Source organism: Pseudomonas triticifolii (genome assembly GCF_014358015.1).
GTDB classification, from domain to species: Bacteria; Pseudomonadota; Gammaproteobacteria; order Pseudomonadales; family Pseudomonadaceae; genus Aquipseudomonas; species Aquipseudomonas triticifolii.
This window is the reverse complement of record NZ_JACONV010000042.1, coordinates 1-11,427: the sequence shown is the minus strand read 5'-3', so window position 1 is coordinate 11,427 and position 11,427 is coordinate 1. Positions and strand designations below refer to the sequence as shown.

At 61.2% G+C, this 11,427-nt stretch carries 10 protein-coding genes and 1 pseudogene; 3 read left to right on the top strand and 8 right to left on the bottom strand.

From position 1 onward, the window contains the following. Positions 1 to 105: 105 nt before the first annotated feature. From efeO (H8S56_RS24375) to efeU, 4 genes are read right to left on the bottom strand one after another with little or no spacing between them, the layout of a single operon-like run. Positions 106 to 930, bottom strand: coding sequence for an iron uptake system protein EfeO (gene efeO, locus H8S56_RS24375; protein WP_024685266.1), 825 nt, complete (start codon positions 928 to 930; stop codon positions 106 to 108). Between the two features lie 29 nt (positions 931 to 959). After that, entirely contained in the window at positions 960 to 2,270 is a 1,311-nt protein-coding gene (gene efeB / locus H8S56_RS24370) for an iron uptake transporter deferrochelatase/peroxidase subunit (protein ID WP_024685267.1), read from the bottom strand. Positions 2,271 to 2,306: 36 nt separating this feature from the next. After that, positions 2,307 to 3,515, bottom strand: a complete 1,209-nt coding sequence (efeO, locus tag H8S56_RS24365) for an iron uptake system protein EfeO (protein WP_187520006.1) — start codon at positions 3,513 to 3,515, stop codon at positions 2,307 to 2,309. Between the two features lie 8 nt (positions 3,516 to 3,523). Continuing rightward, positions 3,524 to 4,378: an iron uptake transporter permease EfeU gene (gene efeU, locus H8S56_RS24360; protein WP_024685269.1), complete on the bottom strand. Its 855-nt coding sequence runs from the start codon at positions 4,376 to 4,378 to the stop codon at positions 3,524 to 3,526. Positions 4,379 to 4,649: 271 nt separating this feature from the next. On the opposite strand from efeU, the gene H8S56_RS24355 reads away from it, so the two are divergent. Continuing rightward, positions 4,650 to 5,321, top strand: a complete 672-nt coding sequence (locus tag H8S56_RS24355; RefSeq protein WP_187520007.1) for a DNA-3-methyladenine glycosylase family protein — start codon at positions 4,650 to 4,652, stop codon at positions 5,319 to 5,321. Here the strand turns inward: H8S56_RS24355 and ampC are convergent. Both ampC and H8S56_RS24345 read right to left on the bottom strand, forming a co-directional pair. Further along, positions 5,318 to 6,496: a class C beta-lactamase gene (ampC, locus tag H8S56_RS24350; protein WP_187520005.1), complete on the bottom strand. Its 1,179-nt coding sequence runs from the start codon at positions 6,494 to 6,496 to the stop codon at positions 5,318 to 5,320. The genes H8S56_RS24355 and ampC overlap by 4 nt on opposite strands. Positions 6,497 to 6,640: 144 nt before the next feature. Further along, positions 6,641 to 6,910: pseudogene (locus tag H8S56_RS24345) on the bottom strand (LysR substrate-binding domain-containing protein); the annotation flags it as partial. Between the two features lie 194 nt (positions 6,911 to 7,104). On the opposite strand from H8S56_RS24345, the gene H8S56_RS24340 reads away from it, so the two are divergent. Together H8S56_RS24340 and zapE are read left to right on the top strand one after the other, a co-directional pair. After that, the gene (locus tag H8S56_RS24340) at positions 7,105 to 8,550 is read left to right on the top strand and encodes a SulP family inorganic anion transporter (protein ID WP_187520004.1); all 1,446 of its coding nucleotides are present in this window, start codon (positions 7,105 to 7,107) and stop codon (positions 8,548 to 8,550) included. Positions 8,551 to 8,597: 47 nt separating this feature from the next. Beyond that, the gene (gene zapE, locus H8S56_RS24335; protein ID WP_187520003.1) at positions 8,598 to 9,713 is read left to right on the top strand and encodes a cell division protein ZapE; all 1,116 of its coding nucleotides are present in this window, start codon (positions 8,598 to 8,600) and stop codon (positions 9,711 to 9,713) included. 3 nt (positions 9,714 to 9,716) lie between these two features. Here the strand turns inward: zapE and rarD are convergent, their stop codons facing one another. Both rarD and H8S56_RS24325 read right to left on the bottom strand, forming a co-directional pair. Beyond that, positions 9,717 to 10,601 carry an EamA family transporter RarD gene (gene rarD / locus H8S56_RS24330; protein WP_187520002.1) on the bottom strand — a complete coding sequence of 295 codons (885 nt, stop codon included), beginning with the start codon at positions 10,599 to 10,601 and terminating at the stop codon, positions 9,717 to 9,719. A gap of 105 nt (positions 10,602 to 10,706) precedes the next feature. Continuing rightward, entirely contained in the window at positions 10,707 to 11,363 is a 657-nt protein-coding gene (locus tag H8S56_RS24325; protein WP_187520001.1) for an HAD family hydrolase, read from the bottom strand. Positions 11,364 to 11,427 lie beyond the last annotated feature (64 nt).

The window sequence follows — 11,427 nt, the reverse complement described above, 5'->3', positions numbered from 1 at the left end:
TATAACGCTGAGCGAGGAGCATGGGGGCGATCAGAATACATGCGATCGTTCCCACGCTCTTGCGTGGTAAGGCCTATCGGGAAGCCCTACGTCCGCCGCTGAATGTCAGTTCAACCCCAGCTTCCCGCGCAGGGTCGAGAGGTCTTCGGCCAGGGTGTTGACCGGGCCGATCAGAGCCTTGCGGTCGTTTTCCTTGACCTTATCGTAGGTCTCAAAGCCACCGTCCTTGGTCTTGTACTTGGCCAGGATCTTGTCCACGGTCGCGAAGTTCTTGTCGACCTTGCCGGAAAACGCCTTGTCCTGCTGTTCGATCTGCGGACGGAACAGGTCGACGATTTTCTTCGCGCCGTCGATGTTGCCCTGGAAGTCATACAGGTCGGTGTGGCTGTAACGGTCTTCTTCGCCGGAGATTTTGGTTGCCGCGACTTCTTCCAGCAGCGCTGCCGCGCCGCCGACCACTTTTTCAGGCGGGAAGGTCAGGTCGGCCACGCGCTTCTCCAGGTCCTTGACGTCGCTCATCAGCTTGTCGGCGATCGGGCCTTGGTCCTTGGTGGTGTTCTGCGAGAACAGCGCGTATTCCAGGCGATGGAAACCGGTGAAGTCCTCAGCCGTCACGCCTTGCTCATGGTCGTCGACGCGTGAGTCGATGGACGCGTCCAGGTCGCTGAACAGCTCGGCAATCGGCTCCACCGATTCGTAGAACACGCGTGTCGGTGCGTACAGCTTTTTGGCGGTCGCCAGATCGCCTTTCTTCACGGCATCGGTAAATTTCTGCGTGTGGCTGACCAGCTCTTCGATGTTCTCGGTGACGTAGATCTTGTAATCCGAAACCGGGCCTACCAGATCCAGCGGTGCCGTGGCGGCGAAGGCGGCCAGCGGAGTCTGGAGCAGGCCAAGGGTCAGCAGCAAAGCCAGAGGCGTCTTATTCATGGTTCTCTTCCGGGTGAGGAGGTTGAAGGTCATGCGGTTTTGGACGTCGAGACGGCCGCCAGCAAAGAGCGTCCGATGAAGTCGTTGTCGTCGGTCACCCCTGGCAGGGTGAAGAAGTAGCCGCCGCCCACAGGCTTGAGGTATTCCTCCAGCGGTTCGCCATTAAGGCGGGTCTGCACGGTGATGAAGCCTTTCTCCAGGTCGGCCTGGTAGCAGATGAACAGCAGGCCCATGTCGAGCTGGCCGTTCTTGTTCACGCCGTTGGAGTAGTTGAACGGGCGACGCAGAATCAGGTTGCGCTGGGTCTCTGCGGTTCGCGGGTTGGCCAGACGAATGTGCGAGTCCAGACGGGTTTTCTTGCCTTCCGGGTCGGCGGCGTAGTTGGGCACGTCAGTCTCGACCTTGCCGTCCATGGGCGCACCGGTGCTCTTGGCACGGCCGAAAATCGACTCCTGCTCCTGCAGGGGCGTGCGGTCCCAGCGCTCGACGAAATTGCGGATGATGCGCACGGCCTGATAACTGCCGTTGGCCGCCCAGGCCGGTTCGTCACTGCCCGGTTGCACCCACACCAGCTCATTCATGGTTTTCTGGTTATTGGAGTCCGGGTTGGCCGAGCCGTCCCGGAAGCCCAGAAAGTTACGTGCGCTCTCGGGCGGCTGACCGGGTTTCTTAGGTGCCTGCGGCGGCACAGTACCTTCCTGTTTCCAGCGCACCAGCAACAAGTCAGGCAGGTTCTTGACGATGTCGCGCAGCGCATGGATGTTGCTGTCGGCGGTATTGGCGCAGAACTGGATGCTCAGGTCGCCGTGGCAACTGGCAGGTTCCAGCGCATCGTTAGGGAAACCGACCATGCGACTCAGGCGCCTGGGCTTCACGTCTGTCAGGCCGAAGCGCTCATCGAACAGTGACTCGCCCACCGACACGGTAATGGTCAGGTTGTCTGGCGTGACCACCGGCCCGAGAATGCCCGAGTCCAGTGGCGGCAGTTTTGGATCGACATCCGCCACCGGGCCACCAGTCATCAGAAACGCAATGCGCTCGTTCAGGGTGCGGAACAGGCGCTCGAGGTCTTCACGATCCGCGGCCAGTACGTCGAAGGCCACGAACATGCCGGCGGCCGGGCGAGGGTTGACGATGCCGGTCTGGTGCACGCCGTGGAACGTGTTGCGATCCTCGGTCTTTTCGCTGTTAGGCGCTTCTGTGACTTGCGCAGGTGCAGCGGCCAGTACGTTGCCGCTCAGGCTGCTGCCGGCCAGTGCGGCCCCGGCGGCACCGAGGCCCATCAGGACGCGACGGCGCTGAATCGAAGCAGGTGCATTGTTGGCGTCATGGTTTTTCATGGTGCAGTGCTGTGCTCCTGATGTTGAAAATTCGGCTCAGAGCCCGGACAGGCCGAGTGCCGGGTCAATGGTGTTCAGCGTGTCGGCCAGTGTTGCCGCCTTGGTCGCGATCTCTTTGCGCAGTCCGGCATCGACCTGGTCATAAGGGCGATAACCCTCATCGGTTTTCAACGCATCCAGGGTGGTGTCCAGATCGGCCATTGCCGCATCGATATTCTGCAACTGCGTGCCCGCGCTTTTGCTCAACAACGGGCGCAGCAGATCGACCACCTTGCGCGTGCCGTCCAGGTTGGCAGCGAAGCCGTTGAGGTCGCTGTGGCTGTAGCGTTCTTCTTCGCCGTTACTGCGCACGTCGGCCAGGCTGCGCATCGTGCGGGTGACGATGGCCGCGAGTTGCTCCGGGGCCAGCGACTGGGCCAGCAACTGTTGCTTGAGCTGTGTGACATCGGTCTGCAGGCGCTGCGCCACCGGGCCCAGGCCCTCGACGCTGTGCTGCTTGAATAGCCCGTACTCAATGCGGTGGAAGCCGTTGAAGCCTGGGTCCTGTTCGCGCTTTTCGTAGTAATCGGCGCGCGCATTGATGGCGTTGTCAAGTTCCGCCAGACGTTGCGCGGCGGGAGCGATGCGCTGGTAAATGGCGCGGGCTGGCAGGTAGGCCGCTTGTGCGGCGCTCAGGTCGCCGGCGTCGATGGCCTGCTGCAGGGTTGTGACGGCCTTGATAAGCGCCGAACCCTGCAGGCTCAGGTAAACGCGGTACTCGGACAGCGGACCGATGAAAGCCGTCATGGACGGTCGCGCTTTGGCCTTGGCGTCGGATTCGGCCGTGGGCGTCACGTGCAGGGTGCCGCGCGGGTTGCTCAGCAGGCCGCAGGTGATCGCGTAATCGCCGGGCGCCAGGTTGGCGTTGATAACCTGACTCAGGCCGGGCGCGATGTTTTCCCGCTCCTCGACCACCAGCACGCCATCGAGGATTTCCCATTCAACAGCTCGCTCGGAGCGGTTGACGATGCGAAAGGCGTTCTTGCCTGCCGCCACGGTGAGCGCATTTGGTTCGCAGTTGTGGGCGTGAATGTTGACCACGGTTTCATTCCCGGCATTGGCGGCGCGCTTCTTGGCTGCCGTCTGCGAGGCGTAGTAGAACAACCCGCCTGCAGCGATCATCAGGATCACGGAGCCTGCGACTGCCAATCGCAGGACACGGGGAGGCCGGGCTTTCTCGGAAAGCCCTGAGGGACGGTTCGACATGGGTGCCCTTATTCGTTCGTCACGGAAGATGGGTGTTGCTGCACGGTTTTGCTGGCCGCCGGAGCGTGCGGCAGGAAAAACAGCAGCAGCGCCCCGATCAGGTAAATGAGGTAGACGCTCAGGGTGCTGACGGTCGGTGCATCCTGGTAACCGAACATGCCGGCCAGCACCGAACCAGTCGGGCCGTCCATCGGCAACCAGGCGCTGATGTCGAAGACCACGTCCTGCAGGTGGTTCCACACGCCCGCTTCATGCAGGGCTTGCACCGAGTTGGCTAGAATCCCGGCCGCCACGATCAGAATGAACAGACCGGTCCAGCGGAAGAACAGGCTCAGATTCAGGCGCATGCTGCCGCTGTAGATGGCCACGCCGAACGCAACGGCCAGCAGCAGGCCGAGCAGCGCACCCAGCGGCGCGCCGGAGCCTTCGCTCTGCTGAAAGACGGCGAGCAGGAAAAAGACCGTTTCCAGACCTTCGCGAGCCACGGCGAAGAACACCATGGCGATCAGCGCGTAGGTCTGGTTTTTCGAGCCGGTGAGGGCGGCGTCCAGTGATTCATGCAGCGCATGCTTGATAGAGCGCGCCACCTTGCGCATCCAGAACACCATTGAGCTGAGAATGCCCACGGCGATCAGGCCGACAATGCCTTCGAACAGCTCTTGCTGCTTCTGCGGAAACTCTGCGCTCATCAACTCCAGACCGCCGCCGACGAACAGCGACAGCGCGGCGGCCAGGAACACGCCGATCCATACCGCAGGCATCCACTCGCCGCGGCCGGTCTGTTTCAGGTAACTGGCGATGATGCCAACGATAAGTGCGGCTTCGATGCCTTCGCGCAACATGATCAAAAACGGAACGAGCATATTTCACCGGGTTGAGACTGGGGGTGAGTGTGTTTCCACACGTCTCGGCCAAAGGTAATGGCCTGACATAATGCGTAACATAATGATACTCATTCTTGAATGGGGATAGTTGTTTTTTGTCTGAATTTAGTTTTTGCGATGTCGTTCAGGCGAGGTTCAGGTTTTTCCGGCACGGCGATGGAACGCCAGAATGAGCCTCGTATTTGCAGAAATGATCGTTGCTGCGGCACAGTGCTGTTCGCCTGTGCTCGCAGATCTTCTGGAAAATACGATGTCAGCCGTACCCGACGCATCCTCGCGAATCGCCCACGGGCAAGCCATTGATGCGCTCAAACACATAGATGCACGTTGGCGATCGCTGATTGAACAGGTCGGCCCGTGCCTGCATCCGGTCACCGCTGCTCAGGACCCGTTTCAGGCACTGGTCAAGGCTGTCGCGTATCAGCAATTGCACGCCAAAGCGGGCGACGCGATGGTGATGCGACTGCGTGCGTTGTTTGCAGGCTCAGGCTTTCCCGAGCCACAGCAACTGGCTGAACTGGAGGATCAGCGCTTGCGAGGCTGCGGATTTTCGGCCTCCAAGTGCCGGGCGATCAAGGCTATCGCAGCTGCCAGGGTCAGCGGCACGGTGCCGGATGTGGCCGAGGCCATGCTCATGGGCGACGAAGAGCTGATCGCTCGCCTGGTGCAGTTGCCGGGCGTAGGCCGCTGGACGGTCGAGATGATGCTCATCTACGGGCTGGGCAGACTGGACGTGATGCCCGCCAGTGACTTCGGAGTAAGCGAAGGCTATCGGCGGCTGTATGGCCTGGACCTCAAGCCCACGCCCAAGGCCATGACGACCCTCGCCGAACGGTTCGCGCCGTTTCGAACCGTTGCGGCGTGGTACCTGTGGCGGGTGCCCGCGGATTTTGCGGCCGGTGATCGGGACCCGGAGGTCTAGCGTTTACAGTCCCGGCACTGCACCTGATCGAGAATCTGATACGCCAGCTTCACGCGCGCCTCATTCGGATAGTTCTTGTTGGCCAGAATCACAATGCCCAGTTGCTGCTGGGGAATGAACGCCACATAGCCGCCAAAGCCATTGGTGGAGCCTGTCTTGTTGACCCAGGTGTCGGGCTGCGCTTCGAGGGGCGGGTTGATCGGCTCGGCCTTAAGAGTCTGCAGCACCATTTTGCTGGCATTGCCTTCAAGCAGCGCATCGAGTTTCACAGGCATCGGGTATTGCTCCCAGATCAGGCCCTGGGTCATTGCGCCCACCTTGAAATAACCGGTTCGGGTGTTCTTGAGCGCTTGTTGCAACGGAGCGTCGTACTGACCCACGCCCAGGTTGGCCTGGACAAAACCCAGTACATCGCGGCTGCTGGATTTCACCCCGTACGCTTCGGATGCCAGCACGCCGGGGTTGACCCTGACCGGTTCATCGAGCTTGTTGTAACCCTGTGCATAGCGCGACATCTGCTCCTCGGGCACCGTCAGGTAAGTGCTCTTCAGGCCCAGCGCCGGAAACAGACGCTGCTGCATGGCGTTGTCGAAGGGCATTTTCATGCTGCGCGCCGCAACCAGCCCCAGCAGCCCGACGCTGGGGTTGGCGTAGGTCCGATGGGTGCCGGGCAAGTACTCGGGTTGCCAGGCCTTGAAGTACGCCATCATCTGCCCGGCAGTCTGGACCCTGTCCGGGAACTGCAGCGGGAAGCCGCCTGCTGTGTGCGTGCCCAAGTGGAAAACCGGCACCTTGCCCAGGCGTGTGTCGCGCAATTGCGGTACATAAGTGTCAATGCCGTTGGTCAGGGATAATTGCCCGGTGGCCTGGGCCCAACTGGCCAGGGTCGCGGTGAAGGTCTTGCTGATCGAACCCAGTTCGAACAGCGTGTCAGGCGTGACGGGCTGACCGGTTTCTTTCGACGCGTTGCCGTAGGTGAAGAACTGTTGCTGACCCTTATGGGTGACCGCAATCGCCATGCCAGCGATGTTGTTTTCCTGCATGACCTTGCTGGCCGCGTCTCGTACGAACGCGTCAAGTGTCGAGCTCTGCTCCTCGGCGAGTGCGAGCGAAGAAGTCAGGGTGAGGCCGGTCAGTAGCAGGGTTCGCAACGACAGCGTTTGATTCCATTGCATGAAAGCATTCCTTGTTTTTAGAGGGTAGTTCTGTTGTCTGCGCAGTACTGAAGGAGCTCCCACAGTCCGGTGTTTGCCGCGCGACAGCACTAAAACGAAGACGTGGTGAGACCTCCCACAATGTTGTGTTTGTCGAGACGCGACTCAACAGGCACCTCTGCTCAAAACCTCTCTCATTACCTCCACAAACCTTCCGGAAGCAGGGCTCAGGGTCTGGCCGGTGCGGGTGATCAGGCCTGTTTCGCGGCTGACGCCCGGGTGGTCGACGGGCACTTGAGTGGTGTCGGAGCGGCCCTCGTCGGCCGACTCTGGCAGCAGTGTCATGCCCAGGCCCTGACGCACCAGCGCCAGTACCGTGGACATGTAGTTGGCCTCAAGACCTGGCACCAGGGCAAGCCCTTCGTCGGCGAACACTGAGCCGCTGACGATGTTGTCCAGGTCCCGCATCAGCTTTTTTATGGGCTGCAGGTTGTTCTGTTCGGCGGCTGCCAGGCTGCCAATGCGCTGGCTGAAACCTTGCAGCGGTGGCCGATAGGGACGCGTTTGCGTAATATGCCCCCTTTTTCGCACCGCTGCGGGTCGTCCCGCAGACGCCGTTCAGGTCATCCATGAAGACAATCCGTATACGCGCCGAAGTCCTGGCAGGGCTCACGACATCTTTTGCGCTGGTGCCCGAGTGCATCGCGTTTGCACTGGTCGCGCACCTCAACCCCCTGATGGGGCTCTATGGCGCGTTCATCATTTGTACGCTGACCGCACTGTTCGGCGGTCGACCGGGCATGGTGTCGGGTGCCGCAGGTTCGATGGCTGTGGTCATTGTGGCGCTGGTCGTGCAGCAGGGCGTTCAGTACTTGCTGGCGACGGTGTTGCTGGGCGGTCTGTTGATGATCCTGTTCGGGTTGCTGCGGCTGGGCAAGCTTGTGCGGCTGGTGCCTTATCCGGTGATGCTCGGCTTCGTCAACGGCCTGGCCATCGTCATTGCCATGGCCCAACTGGAACACTTCAAGGTCGGCGAAGCCTGGCTCAGCGGCACGCCGTTGTACGTGATGCTGGGGCTGGTCGCGTTGACCATGGCCGTGGTCTATGTGCTGCCGCGTGTGACCCGCGCCGTACCGCCCGCGCTGGTGGCGATCCTCGGTGTCGGGCTGGCGGTGTATTTTCTTGATCTGCCGACGCGCACGCTGGGCGACATGGCCCACATTGCGGGCGGCTTGCCGATGTTCAGCCTGCCGGACATTCCGTGGAACCTGGACACCCTGCGCATTATCGCGCCTTACGCCATATTGATGGCGCTGGTCGGCCTGCTGGAAACCCTGCTGACCCTCAACCTGACGGACGAAATCACCGAAACCCGTGGCTACCCGGACCGCGAATGCGTGGCGCTCGGCGCGGCCAACATGGTGTCCGGTGCGTTCGGCGGCATGGGCGGTTGCGCGATGATCGGCCAGACCGTCATCAACCTCAGCTCCGGTGGCCGGGGTCGGGTGTCCGGCGTGGTGGCGGGCATGATGATCCTGATGTTCGTGCTGTTCCTGTCGCCGCTGATCGAGCGCATACCGCTGGCAGCGCTGGTGGGTGTGATGTTCGTGGTTGCCCAGCAGACGTTCGCCTGGGCCTCGTTACGCGTGCTGCGCAAGGTGCCGGTGAACGATGTGCTGGCGATTATCGCAGTCACGGTGGTGACGGTGTTCACGGATCTGGCGACGGCCGTGCTGTTCGGCATTGTCATCGCGGCGATCAATTTCGCCTGGCAACAAGCCCGCGAGCTCTACGCCGACAGCCATATCGAAGCCGACGGCAGCAAGATCTACCACCTGCACGGCACGCTGTTCTTCGCCTCGACCACGCCGTTTCTCGACCAGTTCGATCCGGCCGAAGACCCGGCGCAGGTCACGCTGGATTGCCGTCACCTGAGCTTTGTCGATTACTCGGCCATAGCGGCCCTCAAAACCCTGCGCGAGCGCTACACCAAGGCGGGCAAACATCTACGCGTGGTGCATTTGTCCGAGCGTTGCAGGCGGCTGCTCAAGCGCGCGGGCGTGCAGCACGCCTGAACCTGTATATGCTGAGTGTCTTTCCTGTTGCCAAAGGTGTGTGATTGATGGAAGCCATGTCCCCTCTGGATGCTTACGAACGTGCGGTCCAGCGTGGCTTTCAGCCCGATGAGGCGCAATTGCAGGCAGCCCGGCAACTGCAGGCCTGCTACCTGGCGCTGGCCGAAGCACGCGGTCGGGCGCAGGGTGTTTATCTGTGGGGGCCGGTGGGGCGTGGCAAGACCTGGCTGATGGACCGCTTCTTCGAAAGCCTGAGCGTCCCGGCCAGGCGTCAGCACTTTCATCACTTCATGCGCTGGGTCCACAAGCGCATGTTCGAGCTGATCGGCACCTCGCAACCGTTGACCGTGGTTGCCAAAGAGCTGGCCCGTGACGTGCGGGTGTTGTGTTTCGACGAGTTGTTCGTCACCGACATCGGCGATGCGGTGATTCTTGGCGGTCTGTTGCAGGTCATGTTCGAAGAGGGCGTGGTGCTGGTCTGCACCTCCAACCAGCCGCCGGAGCAGTTGTACAGCCATGGTCACAATCGCGAGCGCTTCATGCCGGCGATTGTCGCCATCCAGAAATACATGAACGTCGTCGCGGTCGATGGTGGCGAAGACCATCGGCTGCATCCCGGCCAGTTGCATCAGCGTTATTGGGTCGCCGAAGCCGGACGTCCCGGCGCATTGCAGGGCATCTTTGACGCGCTCAGCGCCGGGCAGCCCGTACATGATTCCCAGGTCATGCTCGGCTATCGCAGCATCAATGTGGTCCAGCACTCGGATACGGCGGTGTGGTGCCGTTATCGCGACCTGTGCGAACAGCCGCTGGCAGCGATGGATTTCATTGCGCTGTGTGACCGCTTTTCAGTGATCCTGCTCAGTGAGGTGCCGTCCCTGAGCGCGGCGCAGCGCGAATCGAAAATCGCCCGTGGCACCGAGGATGGCGTGGAACAGGTGGCGGCGGGGGACCGTGAACTGCCGCAGTTGTCACCTCATGATGACGGCGTGCGGCGCTTCATCGCGTTGGTCGATGAGTGCTACGACCGACGCATTCCGCTGTATGTCGAAGCCCGGGTGGCAATGGATGAGCTGTACACCGAGGGCTATCTGTCATTCGCATTTCGCCGCACCCTGAGTCGCCTTCAGGAGATGCAACTGGAGCGTTTCACCGAGTATTGAGGCTCAGGCCGCATCCCTGCGGCGCTGGGCCAGCATGTGTTTGGCGCCTTCCAGAATCAGCACGCCCACCGCCAGCCATATCGGGATGTAAGTCAGCATCTCGTCACCGCTGATGCTTTCGCCCAGCAGCAATGCGACGCCCACCAGCAGCACCGGTTCGACATAGCTGAGCAGCCCGAACAGGCTGAACGGCAACAGGCGACTGGCGATGATATAGCTGACCAGCGCCGAGGCGCTGATTACGCCCAACAGCGGGATCAACAGGTACAGCATGGGCGTCTGTTGAATCGCCATCGGATCGCCGCGGGTGATGAACCACAGGCCGATGGGCAGCATGAACAGCATGTCGAACCACAGCCCGCCCAGGTTGTCGGTCTTGAGCTTGCGCCGTAGCACGAAGTACAGCGGATAACCTCCGGCGACCAGCAGCGTCTCCCACGAGAAACTGCCCAGTCGCCACAGCTCATGGCCGACACCGATCATTGCGAAAGCGGCCGCGATTTTCTGCAGGTAAGACAGGTGTTCGCCATACACAAGCCGGCCGGTGAGAACCATGCTCAAGGGCAGCAGGAAATAGCCCAGCGACACTTCAAGACTGCGACCGTGCAGGGGCGCCCACATGAAAATCAGCAACTGCGCGCCCAGCAGCACGGACGACAGCAGCAGCCCGAAGAACAGCGCCGGTTGTTGGCGCAGCCTGGCTGCGAGCGCACGCACCAGCTTCCAGTCGCCGCTGATCACCATGAACAGGGTGGCGCAGGGCACGGTCAGCAGCATGCGCCAGCCAAAGATTTCCTGGCCGTCCAGCGGCTTCATCAGCGACGTATAGAAATACATGACCCCGAACAACACCGACGCCAGGACCGACAGCACGACACCTTTGTACACAGCGGCCTCTTTTTGGCGTTCAGGAAAAGACGCTGCCCCGGTTTGGGGCGAGCGGCTGCCAGTTTAGTGTGCGGGCGCGGAAAAAGCTTCAGGGCAAATGGACGATCACGCTGTCGGTTTCAGGAATTGCCACAAGGCATCCGCCTCGAAATCCCGGATCACGCTGCGCGCCCCAGCTTCGCGGAGTTGATGTTCCTGCAATCCCGACAGCATGCCAAAGGTGTAAATGCCTGCCGCGTGGGCCGATTGGACACCGGCCAGTGAGTCTTCGAAGGCAATGGCATCCTCTGCAGTGACGCCGAGCAGTTCCAGCGCGGTCAGGTAGGGCATGGGGTGAGGCTTGCCGTGGGCCAGTTCCCCGCCTATCACGATGATCTCGAATCGATCGGCAATGCCCAGGCCGGTCAGCATGGCCAGGGCGTTTTCCCGGGGTGCGTTGGTGACGACCGCAGTGCGCAGCCCGCGTTGTTCTGCATGGTCGAGGAGGTGAAGCACGCCGACGACGGGAATGGTTTCACCGAGCTGGGCGCGGAACATGGCTTCTTTTTCCGCAGCAAGGGTCGGGTACTGCGAAGAGGCAATGTCAGGAAAAAGACCCGCAAAAATCATGTCGTCAGGAAAGCCCATGACGTGTGCCTTGTAGTAGCCAATGTCCATCGAGCGATCCCAGCGAGCCAGCAACTGGTTGAAGGCAATCAAATGCAGTTCATCGGTGTCGATGAGGGTTCCATCCAGATCGAACAACAGCGCAGACAGGGCCATTGAGTCTTGCTCCTTGTAATGAGGGGTCTTCGTGGCTGCCCCACCGAACCTTACCGCAACGGAC

Excerpts from the sequence above, each read along its gene's own strand:
- efeO (WP_024685266.1), bottom strand. The coding sequence starts at position 930 with ATGAATAAGACGCCTCTGGCTTTGCTGCTGACCCTTGGCCTGCTCCAG.
- efeB (WP_024685267.1), bottom strand. The coding sequence starts at position 2,270 with ATGAAAAACCATGACGCCAACAATGCACCTGCTTCGATTCAGCGCCGT.
- efeO (WP_187520006.1), bottom strand. The coding sequence starts at position 3,515 with ATGTCGAACCGTCCCTCAGGGCTTTCCGAGAAAGCCCGGCCTCCCCGT.
- efeU (WP_024685269.1), bottom strand. The coding sequence starts at position 4,378 with ATGCTCGTTCCGTTTTTGATCATGTTGCGCGAAGGCATCGAAGCCGCA.
- H8S56_RS24355 (WP_187520007.1), top strand. The coding sequence starts at position 4,650 with ATGTCAGCCGTACCCGACGCATCCTCGCGAATCGCCCACGGGCAAGCC.
- ampC (WP_187520005.1), bottom strand. The coding sequence starts at position 6,496 with ATGCAATGGAATCAAACGCTGTCGTTGCGAACCCTGCTACTGACCGGC.
- H8S56_RS24340 (WP_187520004.1), top strand. The coding sequence starts at position 7,105 with ATGAAGACAATCCGTATACGCGCCGAAGTCCTGGCAGGGCTCACGACA.
- zapE (WP_187520003.1), top strand. The coding sequence starts at position 8,598 with ATGGAAGCCATGTCCCCTCTGGATGCTTACGAACGTGCGGTCCAGCGT.
- H8S56_RS24325 (WP_187520001.1), bottom strand. The coding sequence starts at position 11,363 with ATGGCCCTGTCTGCGCTGTTGTTCGATCTGGATGGAACCCTCATCGAC.